At 73.7% G+C, this 17,300-nt stretch carries 17 protein-coding genes and 1 pseudogene; 7 read left to right on the top strand and 11 right to left on the bottom strand.

What is annotated here, in order from left to right; genetic code table 11:
- From FJQ56_RS07695 to FJQ56_RS22060, 5 genes are all read left to right on the top strand, one after another.
- The gene (locus FJQ56_RS07695) at positions 1 to 1,149 is read left to right on the top strand and encodes a hypothetical protein (protein WP_140008632.1); all 1,149 of its coding nucleotides are present in this window, start codon (positions 1 to 3) and stop codon (positions 1,147 to 1,149) included.
- Positions 1,146 to 1,979, top strand: coding sequence for an SDR family oxidoreductase (locus FJQ56_RS07700; protein WP_246084032.1), 834 nt, complete (start codon positions 1,146 to 1,148; stop codon positions 1,977 to 1,979). Before FJQ56_RS07695 ends, FJQ56_RS07700 begins: the two co-directional genes overlap by 4 nt.
- A 3-nt stretch (positions 1,980 to 1,982) precedes the next feature.
- Complete coding sequence (locus tag FJQ56_RS07705; protein ID WP_140008634.1) at positions 1,983 to 3,140, top strand: sulfotransferase family protein; 1,158 nt, start codon at positions 1,983 to 1,985, stop codon at positions 3,138 to 3,140.
- On the top strand, positions 3,137 to 4,228 hold the full coding sequence (locus FJQ56_RS07710; RefSeq protein WP_140008636.1) for an NAD(P)H-dependent amine dehydrogenase family protein: 1,092 nt from the start codon (positions 3,137 to 3,139) through the stop codon (positions 4,226 to 4,228). Before FJQ56_RS07705 ends, FJQ56_RS07710 begins: the two co-directional genes overlap by 4 nt.
- A gap of 87 nt (positions 4,229 to 4,315) precedes the next feature.
- A complete protein-coding gene (locus FJQ56_RS22060; RefSeq protein WP_170215308.1) occupies positions 4,316 to 4,765 on the top strand; it encodes a hypothetical protein in 450 nt (149 codons plus the stop codon).
- Here the strand turns inward: FJQ56_RS22060 and FJQ56_RS07720 are convergent.
- Complete coding sequence (locus FJQ56_RS07720) at positions 4,702 to 5,703, bottom strand: AraC family transcriptional regulator (RefSeq protein WP_140008638.1); 1,002 nt, start codon at positions 5,701 to 5,703, stop codon at positions 4,702 to 4,704. The genes FJQ56_RS22060 and FJQ56_RS07720 overlap by 64 nt on opposite strands.
- 81 nt (positions 5,704 to 5,784) lie before the next feature.
- Between FJQ56_RS07720 and FJQ56_RS07725 the strand changes: the two genes are divergently transcribed.
- A complete protein-coding gene (locus FJQ56_RS07725) occupies positions 5,785 to 6,267 on the top strand; it encodes an anthrone oxygenase family protein (protein ID WP_140008639.1) in 483 nt (160 codons plus the stop codon).
- Between the two features lie 10 nt (positions 6,268 to 6,277).
- Here the strand turns inward: FJQ56_RS07725 and FJQ56_RS22065 are convergent, their stop codons facing one another.
- Both FJQ56_RS22065 and FJQ56_RS07735 read right to left on the bottom strand, forming a co-directional pair.
- On the bottom strand, positions 6,278 to 7,600 hold the full coding sequence (locus FJQ56_RS22065; protein WP_170215309.1) for a hypothetical protein: 1,323 nt from the start codon (positions 7,598 to 7,600) through the stop codon (positions 6,278 to 6,280).
- Positions 7,600 to 8,067, bottom strand: a complete 468-nt coding sequence (locus FJQ56_RS07735; RefSeq protein ID WP_140008641.1) for a hypothetical protein — start codon at positions 8,065 to 8,067, stop codon at positions 7,600 to 7,602. Before FJQ56_RS07735 ends, FJQ56_RS22065 begins: the two co-directional genes overlap by 1 nt.
- Positions 8,068 to 8,177: 110 nt before the next feature.
- Between FJQ56_RS07735 and FJQ56_RS07740 the strand changes: the two genes are divergently transcribed.
- Positions 8,178 to 8,810 (top strand): hypothetical protein, encoded by a 633-nt coding sequence (locus FJQ56_RS07740; protein WP_140008643.1) that lies wholly within the window; start codon positions 8,178 to 8,180, stop codon positions 8,808 to 8,810.
- A gap of 95 nt (positions 8,811 to 8,905) precedes the next feature.
- Here the strand turns inward: FJQ56_RS07740 and FJQ56_RS07745 are convergent, their stop codons facing one another.
- From FJQ56_RS07745 to FJQ56_RS07765, 8 genes and pseudogenes are all read right to left on the bottom strand, one after another.
- Positions 8,906 to 9,943: a hypothetical protein gene (locus FJQ56_RS07745; protein ID WP_140008645.1), complete on the bottom strand. Its 1,038-nt coding sequence runs from the start codon at positions 9,941 to 9,943 to the stop codon at positions 8,906 to 8,908.
- A 167-nt stretch (positions 9,944 to 10,110) separates the two neighbouring features.
- On the bottom strand, positions 10,111 to 12,567 hold the full coding sequence (locus tag FJQ56_RS22400) for a helix-turn-helix transcriptional regulator (RefSeq protein WP_342776443.1): 2,457 nt from the start codon (positions 12,565 to 12,567) through the stop codon (positions 10,111 to 10,113).
- Positions 12,568 to 12,582: 15 nt separating this feature from the next.
- Positions 12,583 to 12,959: pseudogene (locus FJQ56_RS22995) on the bottom strand (ATP-binding protein); the annotation flags it as partial.
- Between the two features lie 24 nt (positions 12,960 to 12,983).
- Entirely contained in the window at positions 12,984 to 13,139 is a 156-nt protein-coding gene (locus tag FJQ56_RS22080; RefSeq protein ID WP_170215310.1) for a hypothetical protein, read from the bottom strand.
- A 241-nt stretch (positions 13,140 to 13,380) separates the two neighbouring features.
- Positions 13,381 to 13,521, bottom strand: coding sequence for a hypothetical protein (locus FJQ56_RS22085; RefSeq protein WP_170215311.1), 141 nt, complete (start codon positions 13,519 to 13,521; stop codon positions 13,381 to 13,383).
- Between the two features lie 134 nt (positions 13,522 to 13,655).
- Positions 13,656 to 14,819, bottom strand: a complete 1,164-nt coding sequence (hutI, locus tag FJQ56_RS07755; protein ID WP_140008649.1) for an imidazolonepropionase — start codon at positions 14,817 to 14,819, stop codon at positions 13,656 to 13,658.
- Positions 14,816 to 16,081, bottom strand: coding sequence for a formimidoylglutamate deiminase (locus tag FJQ56_RS07760; protein ID WP_140008651.1), 1,266 nt, complete (start codon positions 16,079 to 16,081; stop codon positions 14,816 to 14,818). Before FJQ56_RS07760 ends, hutI begins: the two co-directional genes overlap by 4 nt.
- Positions 16,078 to 17,283: an allantoate amidohydrolase gene (locus FJQ56_RS07765; protein ID WP_246084033.1), complete on the bottom strand. Its 1,206-nt coding sequence runs from the start codon at positions 17,281 to 17,283 to the stop codon at positions 16,078 to 16,080. Before FJQ56_RS07765 ends, FJQ56_RS07760 begins: the two co-directional genes overlap by 4 nt.
- Positions 17,284 to 17,300: the final 17 nt, after the last annotated feature.

A 17,300-nucleotide genomic window follows, 5' to 3' on the forward strand; every position in this document is an offset into this window, starting at 1 on the left:
GTGTCCGACTCCCTCGACCTCACGAAGCCCCTGCAGGACGCGATCGCCGAGGCCGAGGAGCTGATCGCCAACGCACCGTTCATCCGCACCGAGGCCGACCGGCTCGAGGGCTACGACTACCTGTCGGGCCGCATCCGGATGGCCATGCAGATGGCCTTCGACCACGACCTCGACCGACCGCTCTTCATCAACCCCACCCACCAGTTCTCCCGCCAGGGCCTCGACAACCCCGACGCGATCTACTTCAACGCCTACCTGCGCGAGGGGGTCGAGTACGTCGTACGCGGGCGGCGCGGGACGTCGGCCGACCTCAGCTTCCAGGTCATGGGCGGGGCCTACTCGGCCACCTCGGCCGCGACCAGCCTGATGGCCTTCGACGACCGCGAGCTCGAGATCGCCGACGACGGCACCTTCGAGTTCACCTACGTCGCCGAGCCCGGCGCCAAGACGCTCATCGTGCGCGAGGTCTTCAACGACTGGGACACCGAGGAGCGCGGCACGCTCACCATCGAGCGGCCCGACACGCTCGGCCAGCCCGCCAGGCCGCTGACCGAGGCGCTGCTGCGCAAGAAGTACGAGGTCGCCGCCCGGTCCCTGACCGGCTCGATCCTCACCTGGTTCGAGTTCCCGAAGTGGTTCGAGCGCCAGGAGCCGGTCAACACGCTGACCGCGCCGCGGTCGACGCCCGGCGGGCTCGCCTCGCAGCGCTCGTCGATCGGTCACTACGAGCTCGGCGACGAGGAGGCGATGATCCTCACCGTCCCGCGCTGCGACGACGCGAGCTACCAGGGCATCCAGATCGGCTCGGACTGGTACGCCTCGACCGACTACGAGACCCACCAGACCTCGCTCACCAAGGCCCAGGCCGTCACGGACCCCGACGGCCTGATCCGCGTGGTCGTCTCCGAGCGCGACCCCGGCATCGCCAACTGGCTCGAGACCACCGGGCACCGCACCGGCTCGATGATGCTGCGCTGGCAGCGCCTGACCCGCGACCTCACCCAGGACGCCGACGGCCCGACCGTCGAGGTCGTGCCGTTCGACGACGTACCGAAGCACCTGCCGTTCCACACGCCCGTCACCCCCGAGGAGTACGCCGCGCGGATCGCCGCCCGGCAGCGCTCCGTGGCCCGAAGGATGATCTCTTGAGCACTACCGCCGCCGCGCACCTGACCCCGGTCGCCGACGCCTACGAGCCGCTGCCGCTGCTGAAGGGCAAGGTCGTCGTGCTGTCGGGGGTCGGGCCCGGCCTGGGCCGCTCGCTCGGCGAGGAGGCGGCCAAGATGGGTGCCGACCTGGTGCTGGTCAGCCGGACCCGGAAGCGCCTGGAGAAGATGGCGGAGGTCGTGCGCTCCTACGGGACCCGCGCGCTCGTCGTCCCCACCGACATCACCGACGAGGACGCGCGCCGGGCCCTGGTCGAGGCGTCGCTGGCCGAGTTCGGTCGGGTCGACTGCCTGATCAACAACGCCTTCGGCATCCCGCCGATGGACCCGATCAGCACCCTCGGGCTCGAGGCCCTGCGCGCCGCCAACGAGACCAACGTCTTCGCCCCGCTGCGACTCACCTCCCTGTTCGCCGACGCCCTAGCGGCGACGCACGGCTCGGTGATCATGCTCAACAGCGCGGTGCAGTTCAGCAGCCAGCCCGAGTACGCCGGCTACAAGCTCTCCAAGGGCGCGCTCGCCCACCTCGCCCACTCGCTGGCCACCGAGCTCGGCCCGCGGGGCATCCGCGTCAACAGCGTCGCCCCGTCCTACATCTACGAGGACGTCAACAAGGGCTACTTCGACTGGCTCGCCTCCGAGGCCGGTGTCACCCACGACGACGTCTACGCCGAGAAGGCCGCACCGACCGACCTCCAGCGGCTCGCCTCGCCCGAGGAGGTCGCCCGCGCGACGCTCTTCCTGGCCTCCGACCTCGCCTCGGCCGTCAGCGGGCAGACGCTGACGGTCGACTGCGGCGAGTTCCACAGCTGATCCATGACCGACAACGTGATGACGCGCGAGCGTCCCGACGTCGGCTCCTACGACGACATCGTGGCCGCCGCCCAGCGCACGACCGGGCTGACCGACTTCGGCGGCACCGCCCACGAGGAGGGGCTGCGGGTGCTCGCCGACGACCTCGCCTCGCCCGAGGCCGGCCTGACGCCGCGCGGCAACTACTTCCACCGCTCCGAGGTCAAGAGCGCGCTGGTCGGGGTGCTGCTGACGCACGCGGCGTTCCAGCGCTTCCCCCAGCACGCCGAGGTGCCGATCGAGCGGCCGATCTTCGTGATGGGCCTGCCCCGCACCGGTACGACGGCCCTGCACCGACTGCTGCACGCCGACCCCTCGGCGCAGGGGCTCGAGATGTGGCTGACGCAGTACCCGCAGCCGCGGCCTCCCCGTGACACCTGGGACGACGACCCGATCTTCGCCGCGATGCAGCAGGGCTTCGCCGCGCACCACGTCGAGAGCCCCGACTACATGGGCATCCACTACATGGATGCCACCACGGTCGAGGAGTGCTGGCGGTTGCTGCGCCAGACCGGCAAGTCCAACTCCTACGAGTCGCTGGCCCGCGTGCCGCGCTACGCCGAGTGGCTCGCGCGCCAGGACTGGACCGACGCCTACGCACGGCACCGCCGGAACCTCCAGCTGGTCGGGCTCAACGACCCCGAGAAGCGCTGGGTGCTCAAGAACCCCAGCCACATGACCGCGCTCGACGCGCTGATGACCGTCTATCCCGACGCGCTCGTCGTCTACACCCACCGCGACCCGGTCGTCTGCATCGCCTCGTCGTGCTCGCTCTCCGCCGAGACCACCGTCGGCCACTCCACGACGTACGACGCCGCGGCGATCGGACGCACCCAGCTCGACCTGTGGTCGCGCAGCTACCACGCCTACCACGACGCGCGTCCGGCGTACGTCGACGAGCAGGTCGCCGACGTCGCGTTCCGGGACCTGGTGACCGACCCCATCGGCACCGTCCGCGGCATCTACGAGCACTTCGGGCTCGAGCTCACGCCCGAGGCGCTGGCCGCCGTCGAGGAGATCGACCGCGAGCAGAAGCAGGGCGGCAAGGCGCCGTCGCACCGCTACGACCTGGCCGACTACGGCCTCACCGAGGACGACGTGCGGAAGGCCTTCGACCGATGAGCATCCCCGCGCAGAGGAAGCGGGTCGTCGTCTGGGGCACCGGCGTCGTCGGGTCGATGGTCGTCGCCGAGATCCTGGACGACCATCCCGTGTTCGAGCTGGTCGGCGTCGGCGTCAGCAACCCCGCCAAGGTCGGCAAGGACGCCGGCGAGCTGGCCGGGCTCGACGTCACCACCGGCGTGCTCGCGACCGACTCGGTCGAGGAGCTCGTCGCGCTGCGGCCCGACGCGCTGGTGCACTACGGTCCGACGGCGCAGTTCGCCGACGAGAACATCCGGGTGATGAGCGCGTTCCTGCGCGCCGGCATCGACGTCTGCTCGACCGCGATGACCCCGTGGGTCTGGCCGACGATGACGCAGAACCCGGCGGCATGGATCGACCCGATCACCGAGGCCTGCGCCGCGGGTGGCGCGAGCTGCTTCACCACCGGCGTCGACCCCGGCTTCGCCAACGACCTGTTCCCGATGACCCTGATGGGGCTGTGCGGCCGGGTCGAGTCGGTGCGGGCCAGCGAGCTCGTCGACTACACCGACTACGAGGGCGACTACGAGGACGAGATGGGCATCGGCCGCCCGCCGGAGTTCACGCCGCTGCTCGAGATCCCCGACCTGCTGGTCATGGCGTGGGGTGCGACGGTGCCGATGATGGCCGCGGCCGTCGGCATCGAGCTCGACGACATCACCACCACCTGGGAGAAGTGGGTGACCCCCGAGGACCGCACGACCGTCAAGGGCGTCGTCGAGGCCGGCAACGTCGCCGCGATCCGCTTCACCATCAACGGCGTCTACCGCGGCCGTGAGGTGATCGTGCTCGAGCACGTCAACCGGATCGGTCTCGACGCCGCCCCCGACTGGCCCACCGGCAGCGCCGACGACGTCTACCGCGTCGAGATCGTCGGCTCGCCGTCGATCACCCAGGAGACGGCGTTCCGCATCACCGACGGGAGCGGGCGTGCCCCGGCCGTCGCCGGCTGTCTGGCCACCGGCCTGCGCGCGCTCAACGCCGTGCCCGCCGTCAACGACCTGCCGGCCGGCTGGGTGACCGCCCTCGACCTGCCGCTGGTGCCGGGGGTCGGCACCATCCGCTAGTCGCTGGGCGCAGCCGCGGCAGGCGGTCGTCCACAGGCCGACCGGGCCCTCGTTTGTCCCCAGGCGGGTCGCGAGCACAGGTGGCGCATGACCACGATCACCCGCCCCGGCCTGTCCGTCTCCGTCCCGTCCTCCTGGCGCCGCCGCCGCGGCGACCCGGCCCACGGGGTCGTCGTCTCGGCGCGGGCTCCGGTGCTGCCGCCCAGCGGCGTACGCCCCGAGATCGTCGTGCGGACGACGACCGTGGACCACGACGACGTCGTCGCCTGGCGGCGTGACGCACTGGCCGGGCTCGCCGACGTGCTCGACGACCTCGCGGTCGAGGACGACGACGTCTACGACCTCGACGGGCACGAGGTGCGCTACCAGCGGTTCGCGCACCGCGTCGGCAGCGCCGACGTCCTCTGCGACCAGTGGGCGTGGCTGGTCGGCGGCCTCGCGGTGACCCTCACGTGCTCGGCCGCACGCGACGACTACCCCGACTGGTGCGACGTGTTCGAGGCCGTCGCCGAGACCGTCGACGTCGGGCCGGGCTGACCGCGGTCGCGCCACTGCCGGGGCGACTCGCCACGCTGCCGGGTGAACGCCGCACTCAGCGCGAACGGTGAGCCGTAGCCCACCCGCCGGGCCACCGACGCCACCGTCGACCCCGGCTCGAGCAGCAGGTCGGCGGCCAGCTCGAGGCGCCACTGGGTGAGGAACCCCATCGGCGGCTGGCCGACCTGCTCGTGGAACCGCCGCGCGAACGACGCCCGCGACACCCCCGCGACCTCGGCCAGGCCGGCCACGGTCCACGGGTGCTCGGGGTGGTGCTGCATCAGCCTCAGCGGCGGCCCGACGACGGGGTCGGCCTGCGCCGTCCACCAGCCCGGCGGCCGGGTGCCCGGCCGGGCGAACCACGCCCGCAGCACCGCGATCAGCAGCAGGTCGAGCAGCCGGTCGAGCACCGCCTGCTGACCCGGGGCGTCCCGCACCGTCTCGACGGCAAGCAGGTCGACGAGAGGGCCGTCGACCTCGTCGGCGCGCACCACGACGACGTCGGGCAGCGCGCGCAGCAGGCGGGTGCCGACCTCGCCGTCGACGGCGTACGCCCCGGTCAGCAGCACCGTCTCGCCGACCGCCGCGTTGCCCCAGCTGCGCACGCCCTGGTGCATCTCCTCGGCGAGCTCGCGCCCGTCCGGAGTCCGGCAGACCTGGCCCGGGTGGATCACCGCCTGGACCGGCGTCGCCGGGTCGTCGGCGATGACGGCGTACGCCGCCCCCGCCCGACCGCGCAGCACCGCCAGGTCGCCCGGCTCGAGCCGGCTGGGCTCGCCCCCGGCCGGCAGCAGCCACGCGTGACCGCGGACCACGGCGGTCACCGAGAGCGGCGCGTCGTCACGCAGGCCGACCGACCACGGCGGGTCGAGCAGGCAGCGCAGCAGGAACGCGCCGCGAGCCCGCGGGCCGTCGAGCAACCCGGAGAGCTCGTCCACGACGGCGATCCTAGACGGACGCGCATGCGTGGGCGACGAATCGCCATGGATCGTCTCGTTCACCGGTGGTGAGGTGGTCCCATGATCGATGCCCTCGAGTCCGCCCGCACCCCGCTCCTGCTCGCCGCCCTGGTCGCCAGCGGTCTGCAGGCGGGGACCTACTACACCTGGGCCAGCGGTGTGATGCCCGGCCTGGCCGACACCGACGACGCGACGTTCGTGTCGGCGATGCAGCACGTCAACGTCGCGATCGTGAACCCGGTGTTCCTGGCCAGCTTCCTCGGCGCCCCGGTGCTGGCGGCGGCGGGAGTCGTGGCCGCCGGCGGGCCGGCGCGGCCATGGGTGGTCGCCGGGCTGGTGCTGGCCCTCGCGACGGTGGCGGTCACCGCGGCCGGCAGCATCCCGCTCAACGACGCCCTCGCCGCGGTGGACCCGCGCTCCGACGGGTCGACGCTCGCCGCAGCGCGTGAGACGTTCGAGGGGCCGTGGGCGCGCTGGAACGTCGTACGGACCCTCACCTCGACCGGCGCACTGGCCTGCCTGGGCTGGGCGATCTCGCGCTGACCAGCCAGCCTCAGCCGAGGACCTGCGGGTTGCCCTCGTCGTCGGTCCAGTCCTCGTCGACGTCGTACTCGTTCTCGCGCGAGGTCTCCTTGCCGTCCTTGGACCGGCCGCCACGGCTGCCGACGCCGCCAGCACCGGCACCACGCCCGCCGGCGCCACGTCCACCGGCGCCACGTCCGCCACCGCCACGCGTGCCGGTGCCGCCAGCACCGGCTCCACCGCCACGTCCGGCACCCCCGCGGCCGGTGGACTGACCACCGGCGCCGGCCACGCCGCCCCGGGAGCCGAGGACCCCGCGTGCGGACGGCCGGGAGCTCGCCCCCAGGGTGCCGCCGGTCGCGCCGCCGCGGCCCAGCGCGGCGTTGCCGAGTCGGCCCAGGACGCCCTTGGCACCGGCCCCGGCGATCAGCCCCGCGCCTCCGAGACCCAGCGCCGCACCCGGGTTGATCCCGCCGCCACCGCCACCGTCGAGGACGGGGGTCGGCGCGGGACCGGGCCCGGGGACCAGGGACGGGTCGGTGCCGGTGCCCGTGCCCGTGCCCGTGCCCGTGCCGGGGTCGGTGGGGTCGGGGGTCGGGTCGGGGAACGTCGGGTCCCGGATCGGATCGGGGAACTGCGGGTCGGGGAAGGGCGTCGGGTCGGGGTGGGGGTCGGGGTGGGGATCCGGGTAGACATGGGGGGGCGGCATCGTGGTCAGCCCCGGGCCGGGGTCGCGGACCGTCGTGCCACCACCGCCGCCGCCCGAACCACCCGATCCGTCGTCGCCATCGCCATCGCCGCCACCGTCGTCGACGGGCTCACCGTGGATCTTGGCCATCACCTCGGCTGCCTCGGTGTAGGTCTTGTTGAGCGCCTCGACCTGCGTGCGGGCGTCCTCGTCGGCGTTGCCGTACTTGGTGACCTGCTCGCTGTGGGCGCGGGTCTTGTTGGCGTAGATCTTGAGCGCGGTGATGTCGTCGGCCGTGTCGCCGGCTCCCCCGGTGTACTTCGGGGCCGGCCCGGGCGCCGAGGTCGGCATCTGGGACGCCTGGTTCTTGCTGGCCTCCATCGCGGTGCGGACGCCCTCGAGGGCCCCGCTCGCCGCGGTCATGTCCGCGAGCCGCGGCTCGATCACCTGCGTGCGCATCTGGAGCAGGACGTTCTTGGCGGCATCTCCGGACCGGGAGTCCTCGCCGAACCCGATCTTGACCTGCTCAGCGGCCTGCTCGAGGGCTCGGGAGACCTTCTCCAGCGCGGTCTTGCCGTCGTCCCAGGCGTCGCGCGACGTGGTGACGTCCTCGACGTTCATGCCGGCGACCGCGGCCGTCAGCCGGGCGATGTTCTGGCCGGACATCAGAGGTCCTCCCCGCCGGTGGTGTCCTGGTCCTGCTGGGCCTGCTGGTGGTCCCAACGGCCCTGGTGCTGGTCGGACCCCGCCTCGAGCGCCTCGATCGCGGTCCGGGTCCGGTTGTACTGGTCGGCGGAGTCCTCGTCGGCCAGGACGATCTGCTGCTTGGCGGTGCGGCAGGCCTCCTGGAAGGCGACCAGGTCCGACTTCACCCCACGCAGCGTCTTCCAGGTCACCTCGTGGGCGCGGGTGTAGTGGAGAGCGAGATTGGGGGCGGCGTCGGCGCCGCCGAAGGACACGCTCTGGATCGTGCCGGCAGAGGCGAACTCGTTGGGTTGCAGCAGATCCATCTCCGCCTCGATCCTCTTGATCACGTCGTCGATGGCCTCGACCGCGAGGTCGAGGCCCTGCGGAGCTGACGACGTGGTGGGGACCACGTCCAGGAACTGGCTGAGGTTGAGGCTGAAACCCATGTCGAGAGCGCACCCATCGTGTCGTCGAACGGTCTGTCGCCGCCTACCCCGTCGTCACCGCCGCAAACCCGAGGATGTTCGGGACAGACCGGGGAGGGTAGCGTCCGGCCATGCGCTCTCGGGCCCCGATCGGGGTTGCTCTGCTGCTGCTCGGCCTGCTGATGGGGCTGCTCGAGGGATGCTCGTCCGACTCGCCGGACGACGAGCCCACCCGGTCGGCCGACCCGTCCAGCACAGTCCCCTCGCCCACGACGTCGGCCCCGACGTCCTCCGCGCCGACCGAGACCGAGCCCGCCTCGCCCACCCCGACGCCGGCCACCGGGCCGACGATCACCGCCAAGGACCTCGGCAAGACCCTGCTGAGGATGCGTCTCCCCGGCGACGTGACCTGGCGGCCCCAGCCGGGGGGCGACAACGCCTCCACCAACAACAGCGACGGCGCCTTCGTCGACATCGCCGTCTCGGCGCTCGGCACCGTCCCGGGCAAGACGCTGGGCTACTACGCCCAGCTCACGATCAACGGCGGCAAGGACATCGTCTATCCCAACCTCGAGCGGGTGCAGGGTCGTGAGGTCGCAGGGGTCACCGGCTACGTCGCGGAGGGCACCGCCGACAAGTTCAGCTACGTCTTCGGGGCGATCTACCAGGACTCGCTGGTCCAGATCGCCTTCCAGTTCCCGCAGGACGACGCCGAGGCCCGGGAGTGGATCGAGTCGGCCCTGGCCAGCGTCGAGTGGCTCTGACCGGTAGTCGCCCCACCCGCACCCAATCCCGATAGTCCCTGACGAAATGGCCCCTGATCCGACCGGATCGGGGCCAGATCGTCAGGGACTATCGGTCAGGCGGTGCGGTGGCCGAGGAACCGGCGACGCTGCTGCGCCGTGAGCGCGCGACGTTGCTCGACCGTGTCGACCGGGACCCACCACGCGGGCGGCTCGATCGTCCAGGTCCGGTCGCTGACCTGCCGCCGCGCGGCGCGCCGGTAGGCGTCGTGCAGCCGGCCGACGAAGGCACGCGGGTCGTGCAGGTCGGGGGCGGTCGCGTAGACCAGCTCCAGGTCGTAGTGCCGAAGAGCTCCGTCGCGACGCAGGTCGCGATCTCGTTGACCCCGGTCGAGGTGGAGCTCCCCGTCGTACTCCCCACCGACACCGGTCACCGGGTCGAACAGGTCAGGGGTGGCGACGTGACGCCCGGCCAGGTCGAAGATCGGCCGGTTGCAGAGCGGGCGCGGACGGTCGGCCTCGACCTGCCAGAGCAGCGACATCGGCAGCTCGTACGGCGACCAGACGTTCTCCTCGGCCCAGCCGAGAGCCCGGCGGGCCTGGGGCACGCCCGTCATCCCGTTCTGCCCGGGGGTCAGGAACTGCGTCATCTCCTCGATCGAGACGAGGTCGTTGTACGCCGCCTTCGACAGCTCGTTGGCGGCCGCGCGCCAGCTGCGCGCGTAGCGCATCTGGAAGGCGACGGCGTAGCGCGCGTCGATCACCGGGACGCCGTCGACCCACTCGACGAGACGCGGGTCGAAGGCCTCGGCACTCAGGGCGATGCCCGGCTGCGGTCGCACGTCGTGGCTGCTGATCACGATGCCCACCGGCAGCGGCTCGCGGGCCGGGCCCAGTCCGTCGAACCAGCGGCCGCCCCGCCACCTCAGGCTGGCCCAGCCGTTGATCGCGCAGCGCGGCGGCACGACGACGGACGCCTCGACGATCCGCTGGTCGACGCTGTCGGTCGGCACCGAGCTGGGCACGTAGAACCCGTGACTCGTCCGTCGCCAGTGGGGTCCCCGGGCCTGCTTGCGTGTCGGGGCGCCGTGGGCGCGCACCGGGCGGGTGCAGCCGGCGCGCAGCGCTGGTGGTCGCTCGTCCTCGTCCGGCATGCCAGCCAGGATGACGCCGTACGTCGACCTCTGCCGGCGTCATCCACAGGCCCCGACACGGCCCGATAGTCCCTGACGAAATGGCCCCCGGTCCGGGGCGGACAGGGGCCAGAACGTCAGGGACTATCGGCGGCTAGCGGCGTTGACGGTGGGTGGCGCGGACGCCGTCAGTCGAGCATCCCGCGGCGCCGGGCGATGGCGGCGGCCTCGGTGCGCCCGGAGGCGTCGAGCTTGGCGAGGATGTTGGACACGTGCACCGAGACCGTCTTGGCGCTGATGAACAGCATCCGGGCGATCTCGCCGTTGGTGCGGCCGTCGGCGACGTGGCCGATGATCTCGCGCTCGCGGGCCGTGAGGGTGGCCGTGGTCTCGGCGGCCCTGGCAGCCGGCGCGGAGCCGATCGCCTGGAGCTCGTCGAGCAGCGGCCGTGCGCCGAGCTCGTGGGCCGCGGCCCGGGCCAGGTCGCCCAGCTCGCGCGCCCCCGCAAGGTCACCGGAGGCCCGCAGGATCCCGGCCAGGCGGGTCCGGACGACGGCCAGCTCGTGGACGTGGCCGAAGTCGGCGAACAGCGTCTCGGTCTCGCGCCAGGTCTCGACGAGCACCTCGAGCGGCGGCGCGTCGAGACCCGACCGCCAGCGGGCGCGCAGGGTCTCGGCGTCGAGCCGCTTGACCCACGCACGACCCTCCGGACCCCAGTGCCCCGAGGGGTCGGTGTAGCGGTCGAGCACGATGTGGCCGTCGGTGTGGAGGCGGTCGACCTCCTTGACGAGGACCTCGCGCTCGGCGCCGCTGCGGTGGGCCATGGCGTCGGCCAGGACACCGATGGTCACCGCGGCCAGCCGGATGCGGGCACTGAACCACTCGTGCCAGATGCGGGAGAGCACCGCCACGGCCTCGTCGTACGACGCCACGGCGGCCTCGGGCTCGTCGCGGCGGCCCGCGCCGATCATCTCGATCGCGGCCGCGTGGATCGCGACGGCGCCCTCACGCCGCCAGAACGGACGGAGCCCACCGACGCGCGCGGTCACGTCGTCACCGCGGTGCTGCAGGATCTGCAGCCGCATGGAGTTGAGCATCGCCCGCGGGATCGGCGGCGGGACCGGCCCCTCGACGACGAAGAGGTCGAGGGCGCGGTCCCACTCGCCGCGCACCAGGTGGATCCACGACAGCTGCCAGCGCGCCTCGAAGCCGTAGGGCGCCCACGGCACCCCGGCGTCGGTGGCGCGCTCGATGCCGCTGGCGAACCAGCGCTCGGCCTCGTCGAACTCGCCCCAGTCCTCGTAGGAGCGGCCCAGCAGGAACCGGCCGCGCAGCTCGGCGTCGAGCGCCTCGGACTCGACGGCACGGTTGATGGCCTCCTCGAGCGCGGCGCGCAGCCCCTCCTTGGGCCCGGCCTTCTTGAGCCCGGACAGGGTGGTGATCGCGTCGCTGGCGAGCTCGTGGAAGTCGAGGCGCTCGGCGATCTCGAGGGCGTCGACGCCCGCGGTCTCGGCCTCGTCGTAGCGGCCGTAGGCGGCCAGGATCTTGGCGTGGTTGGCCAGCACCCGGGCGCGCAGGCCGTTCTCGCCGAGCGGCGCCAGGGCCACGGCCTGGGCCGAGAGGATGACAGGGTCGATCTCGTTGTCGACCTCGGTGATGTAGATCGCGGCCGCCTGCGCGCTCAGCATCCGGGCCCGCCAGGTGTCGGGGGCGTCGGTGGGGAGCCGCTCGAGCTGCTCGCCGATGACCGCGATCGCCCGCTCGGGGTCGCCGGAGGTGACCAGGGCGTCGGCGGCCTTGACGACGAGCTTGGACAGGTCGATGCCGTGGTCGCCCAGGTCGCCGCCGTCACCGCGCGCGAGGTCGCCGCTGAGGATCTCGAGCGCCTGCTGGTAGTGGTAGGCGGCCTCGTCGGGCCCGCCGACGGCGCTGGCCTCGTTGCCGGCGCGGACGCTGGCCTGCAGCGCGGTGACCCGGTCCATCGCGAGCCGGGCGTGACGGGCGAGCTCGGCAGCGGTGCCGCGGGCGCTGCCGTCACGCAGGACGGCTACGTAGCGCGCGTGCAGCCGGGCCCGCTCGCCGGGCAGCAGGTCGTCGTAGACGGCCTCGCCGAGCAGGGCGTGCCGGAAGGCGTAGGCGCCGCGCTCGGCCACCAGGACGTTCATCTCCACGGCTCCACGCAGGCCGTGGTCGAGCGCCTCGGCGGACAGCCCGGACGTCGCCTCGAGCAGGTCGTGCGAGACCCGGCGGCCGCTGGCGCTGGCGGCCCGGACGACCTGGCGGGCGTCGTCGTCGAGCCGGTCGAGCCGCACCAGGAGCACGTCGGCGAGGTCGGCCGGGATGAAGGTGCCGGGCTCGGCGGCGGCGCTGACGAGCTCCTCGACGAAGAAGGCGTTGCCCTCGGCGCGCGCGACCACCGCCGACAGCTCGGACTCGGGCAGGCCGCCGGGCACCAGCTGCTTGACCAGCGAGCGCACGTCGTCGTCGGCCAGCGGGGAGAGGTTGACCCGCTCGACGCCGCCCAGCCGGGACCACTCCGCGACCTGACGGCGCAGCGGGTGGCGGCGGTGGAGGTCGTCGGAGCGGTAGGACGCCACCACGGCGAACCCGCCCGAGTCGACACGCGAGAGCAGGAAGCTGAGCATGTCGCGGGTCGACTGGTCGGCCCAGTGGGTGTCCTCGATGACCAGCAGCAGCGGCGCGCGGCGGGCGGCGGCCTCGAGCACCGCGAGCATGGCGCGGAACAGGTCGGCGCGGTCGAGGGCCGACCGAGCACCTCGGAGAAGGGCAGGTAGGGCAGCGCGCTGTCGCCGAAGTCGAGGCAGTGTCCGGCGAAGACCTGCCAGCCCTCGTCGAAGGCCAGGTCGCGCAGGGCGCGCAGCAGGCGCGTCTTGCCGACGCCCGCGTCGCCGGCGAGCAGCACGTCGACCAGCTTGTCGGCGGGGCGCGGCGGGCGGACGCCGAGCGCGTCGGCCAGCTCGGCCAGCTCGTCGTCGCGGCCGACCATCGTCGTGCTGGTCTGGGTCACGGGCTCCATTGTGTTCCTCCTGGCCGTCGGACGTCAGCGGTTGGTGCGGGCGCGTCCCTCACGGGTGCCCTCGGCGGCCCCTCCCGGGAGGAACGGCATCGTGCGGCGCGACCGGCGGCGCCGGACGGGCCGGCCCCTCGTGGCGCGCTGGCGGTAGTCGCCCTGGGCCTGGATCAGCTGGTCCCACATGGTGGTGCTCCCGTCCTGGCGGTGCCGGGCCCTGGACGGGCGCCGGCGGCGTACGACGAGCCTGGGCTCCTGAGGTAGCGGTCGGGATCGGTCGTCATCCCTAGATGGGGGGGCGTCGCGAGTCATGTGCCAAAAACGACGGACGCCGAGCGACTGGTGTCAGCTCGGCGTCACGTGGTGCCGTGAGGCGGGTCGTGCGGGGGTGTCGGGGGCGACGCGGGGCCGCTCCCGGCGGCCGGGGTCAGCGGACTCGCCTGTTCACCTGGTCCCCGAGGAACGGGATCCGGGTACGGTCGCCGCGGCTCTTCTTGGTGGACGCGCTGCGGGCGAGCCGCTCACGCTTGTAGGCGACCTCGGTCTGGACGGTCAGTCGGTCGTACATGGGGAGCTCCTCGCTACCTCAGGGCCGGCCTGCTGCCGACCTCGTAGGAAGAGATTCGCTCCCTGAGGTAGGCCCGCACATCGGGCGGGAGCCCTAGGTGTCCGGGGAGGTACCTCAGAGGCTGGTGACGGGGCTCACGCGACGGGCCGGCCACCGACCCAGGTGGCGGTCACCAGGGGCACGCCGGGCCGGTAGGCCAGGTGTCGGTGGCTGGGCGCGTCGAGCACCGCGAGGTCGGCGCGGGCACCCACGGTGAGGCGACCGACGTCGTCGCGGCCGAGGGCCGCGGCGCCACCGGCGGTGGCCGCGTGGACGGCCTCGGCGGGGGTCATCCCCATCTCGCGGACCGCGAGGGCCACGCAGAAGGGCAGCGACGAGGTGAACGACGAGCCGGGGTTGCAGTCGCTGGCCAGGGCGACCCGCACCCCGGCGTCGAGCAGCCGCCGCGCGTCGGGATAGGGCTGCCGGGTCGAGAACTCGACGCCGGGCAGCAGGGTGGCGACGGTGCCCGAGTCGGCCAGGGCGGCCACGTCGGCGTCGCCGAGGTAGGTGCAGTGGTCCACGGCGACCAGGCCCAGCTCGCACGCCAGCCGGACGCCGGCGCCGTACGTCAGCTGGTTGGCGTGCAGTCGTCCGCGCAGCCCGACGGCGGCCCCGGCGGCCAGCACCGCGCGGGCCTGGTCGACGTCGAAGGCGCCCTCCTCGCAGAAGGCGTCGATCCAGCGCGCGTGGGGCGCGGCGGCCTCGAGCATGGGACCCGTGACCAGGTCGACGTACGCCGCGGGGTCGCCGGGCGACCCGTCGGGCCCGGCCGGGACGACGTGGGCACCGAGGAACGTGGTCTCCTCCGTGAACTGGCGCGCGATCGCCAGGCTGCGCGCCTCGTCGCGCACGGTCAGCCCGTAGCCGCTCTTGATCTCGAGGGTCGTGGTGCCCTGGCGGCGCATCTCGGTGACCAGGGCGGCGACCCGGGCGGTGAGCTGCTCGTCGGTGGCCGCGCGGGTGGCCGCGACGGTGGTGCGGATGCCGCCGGCGGCGTACGGCGTGCCGGTCATCCGGGCCTCGAACTCGGCCGCGCGATCGCCGTCGAACACCAGGTGGGAGTGGGAGTCGACCCAGCCGGGCAGCACCGCGCGGCCGCCGACGTCGACGGCGGTGTCGGCACTGGGGGCGGCGTGGGCGGGACCGGTCCAGGCCACCCGGTCGCCGTCGACGACCAAGGCGGCGTCGGTGCGGATCGGCTGCTCGTCGTCCCAGGTCACGAGCTCGGCGATGCCGGTGACGAGCGTGCTGGTCATCGCAGGACCTCCCGGATCGTGCGGTCGAGGTCGCGCCCGATCGCCTCGCGATCGAGGTCGACGGGTCGGCCGTCGACCAGCACCGAGGTGACGTCGGCGGCGCTCGCGGCGTAGACCGCCGTGTGCTCGTCGGCCCCGGTGCCGGCCGTGCGCGGCGTGGTCGTGTCGATCGTGACGAGGTCGGCGCGATGACCGACGGCGATCGCGCCGACGTCGTCGAAGCCGAGCACGTCGTGGGCGGTGCCGACGTCGAGCAGCTCGGCGGCCGTCCAGTGGCCGCGGCGCCGGGTGGCGAGCCGCTCGTCGAGCTCGAGGGCGCGCAGCTCCTCGAACGGGTCGACGACCGCCTGGCTGTCGCTGCCGATGCTGAGCCGGCACCCGGCCTCGTGGAGCCGGCGCCCGGGGCCGATGCCGTCGGCGAGGTCGCGCTCGGTGGTGGGGGTGAGGCAGACGTGGGTGCGGGTGGCGCCGAGCAGGGCGACGTCGTCGTCGGTCAGGTGGGTGGCGTGCACGACGGTCGTGCCCGGGCCGAGCAGGCCCTCGTCGTGCAGCAGCCGGGTCGGGGTGACGCCGTACGCCGCCAGGCACGCCTCGTTCTCGGCCGGCTGCTCCGAGAGGTGGACGTGCAGGGGGCGACCCTGCTCGAGCACGGCCCGGAAGACGGCGAGCTGGTCGCGGGGCACGGCGCGCACGGAGTGGACGGCGGCGGGTCCGGCGGCTGCTCGTGCAGCCCAGGCGTCGGCCGTGCCGTCGCTGTAGCGGACCTGGACGCCCTCGGGCGGGGCCCCGAACCCGCTGCTGAGGTAGCAGGTGTCGAGCAGGGCGATCCGGATGCCGGCGTCGGCGGCGGCCTGCCGCAGGGCGTCGCCCATCGCGCCGGCGGGCGCGTACGGCGTGCCGTCGGGGCGGTGGTGCAGGTAGTGGAACTCCCCCACGCTCGTGTAGCCCGCGGCGAGCATCTCGCGGTAGGCGGCCGTCGCGAGCCGGAGGTAGGAGTCGGGGTCGAGCCGCGCGGCCACGGCGTACATCTGCTCGCGCCAGGTCCAGAACGTGCCCTGGCCGCGCTGGGTGCGCCCCCGCAGGGCCCGGTGGAACGCGTGGCTGTGCGCGTTGGCGAGGCCGGGGATGGTGAGGCCGGGGAGGGGGGTGCCGCCGTGGCCACCGACCTCCACCGACGCGAACCGGCCGTCGACGACCTCGACCAGCACGTCGTCGCGGACGGCGCCGCCCACCCACGCCCGCTCGAGCAGGTACGCCGTCATGCGGTCGTCCCGCCGGCCAGCCCGCCGGCCAGCTCCCCCAGCACGTCGGCCAGTGCGACGACACCGGCGTGGCAGTCGGCGATCTCGGCGTGCTCGGCCGGGGAGTGCGAGACGCCCGTCGGGTTGCGGACGAAGAGCATCGCGGTGGGGATTCCGGCCGCGGACAGCACACCGGCGTCGTGGCCGGCCTGGGTCGGCAGCACCGGCCAGGGCCGGCCCCGGGTGAGCGAGGGGTCGAAGGACACCGACGCCGACACCGACTCGGCCGTGACGACGACCGCGGTGCCGTCGCGCCCGGCCCGCTCGACGGCCTGCCGCTCGATCGTCGCGACGAGCTCGGCGACGGCCGCGTCGGTGTCGCCGCGGGCGTCGAGCCAGGCCGTCACGCGGGAGGGGACCGCGTTGGTGCCGTTGGGGGCCACCTCGATCCGCCCGAAGGTCGCGCGCTGACCCGACACCCGGGCCTGCTTGTTGGCGGCCAGGGCGGTCATCGCGTAGGTCAGCATCGGGTCGGCCCGGTCCTCCATCCGCGTCGTCCCCGCGTGGTTGGCCTCGCCGGAGAAGTCGAAGCGCCAGCGCCCGTGCGGCCAGATCTCGCTGGCCACGCCCACGGCCTCGCCGCGGTCGACCAGGTCGCGGCCCTGCTCGACGTGGAGCTCGACGTACGCCGCGACGTCGCCCAGCCAGCCGCCCCCGCCGATGGCCGACGGTCCCCCGTCGACGACGTCGCCGAGCGCGACCCCCGCACGGTCGCGCAGCCCACACGCCTGCTCCCAGGTGGTCGCCCCGGCCGCGAGCCGCGAGCCCAGGCAGGCCTGCCCGAACCGGGAGCCCTCCTCCTCGACGAACACCGCCACGCCGATCCGTCGGCGCGGGACGAGCCCGCGCTCGCGCAGCAGGTCGACGGCGGCCAGGGCGGACACGACACCCAGCGGGCCGTCGTACGCGCCGCCGTCGAGGACGGAGTCGAGGTGGCTGCCGGTCAGCACCGCGCCGGTCCCGTCGTCCGAGCCCCACCAGGCGACCTGGTTGCCGAAGGCGTCGGTCTCGACGGGCAGCCCGCGCGCGTCCGCCTGCTCGGCGAACCAGGCCGCGAGCTCGCGCTCGGCCGGCTCGAAGGGCTGGCGGAAGTAGCCGCCGGACGCGGCCGACCGGCCCACGGGGGCGAGGTCGGCCCACATCCGCTCGAGGTCGTCGGCCACGAGGTCACTCCCTAGGA

The organism is Nocardioides plantarum, from assembly GCF_006346395.1.
Classification (GTDB): Bacteria; Actinomycetota; Actinomycetes; order Propionibacteriales; family Nocardioidaceae; genus Nocardioides; species Nocardioides plantarum.

What these genes read in the sequence shown, in the direction of transcription:
- FJQ56_RS07705 (WP_140008634.1), top strand. Translation starts at nt 1,983, where the DNA reads ATGACCGACAACGTGATGACGCGCGAGCGTCCCGACGTCGGCTCCTAC.
- FJQ56_RS07710 (WP_140008636.1), top strand. Translation starts at nt 3,137, where the DNA reads ATGAGCATCCCCGCGCAGAGGAAGCGGGTCGTCGTCTGGGGCACCGGC.
- FJQ56_RS22060 (WP_170215308.1), top strand. Translation starts at nt 4,316, where the DNA reads ATGACCACGATCACCCGCCCCGGCCTGTCCGTCTCCGTCCCGTCCTCC.
- FJQ56_RS07725 (WP_140008639.1), top strand. Translation starts at nt 5,785, where the DNA reads ATGATCGATGCCCTCGAGTCCGCCCGCACCCCGCTCCTGCTCGCCGCC.
- FJQ56_RS22065 (WP_170215309.1), bottom strand. Translation starts at nt 7,600, where the DNA reads ATGTCCGGCCAGAACATCGCCCGGCTGACGGCCGCGGTCGCCGGCATG.
- FJQ56_RS07735 (WP_140008641.1), bottom strand. Translation starts at nt 8,067, where the DNA reads ATGGGTTTCAGCCTCAACCTCAGCCAGTTCCTGGACGTGGTCCCCACC.
- FJQ56_RS07740 (WP_140008643.1), top strand. Translation starts at nt 8,178, where the DNA reads ATGCGCTCTCGGGCCCCGATCGGGGTTGCTCTGCTGCTGCTCGGCCTG.
- FJQ56_RS07745 (WP_140008645.1), bottom strand. Translation starts at nt 9,943, where the DNA reads ATGCCGGACGAGGACGAGCGACCACCAGCGCTGCGCGCCGGCTGCACC.
- FJQ56_RS22400 (WP_342776443.1), bottom strand. Translation starts at nt 12,567, where the DNA reads ATGCTCAGCTTCCTGCTCTCGCGTGTCGACTCGGGCGGGTTCGCCGTG.
- FJQ56_RS22080 (WP_170215310.1), bottom strand. Translation starts at nt 13,139, where the DNA reads ATGTGGGACCAGCTGATCCAGGCCCAGGGCGACTACCGCCAGCGCGCC.
- FJQ56_RS22085 (WP_170215311.1), bottom strand. Translation starts at nt 13,521, where the DNA reads ATGTACGACCGACTGACCGTCCAGACCGAGGTCGCCTACAAGCGTGAG.
- hutI (WP_140008649.1), bottom strand. Translation starts at nt 14,819, where the DNA reads ATGACCAGCACGCTCGTCACCGGCATCGCCGAGCTCGTGACCTGGGAC.
- FJQ56_RS07760 (WP_140008651.1), bottom strand. Translation starts at nt 16,081, where the DNA reads ATGACGGCGTACCTGCTCGAGCGGGCGTGGGTGGGCGGCGCCGTCCGC.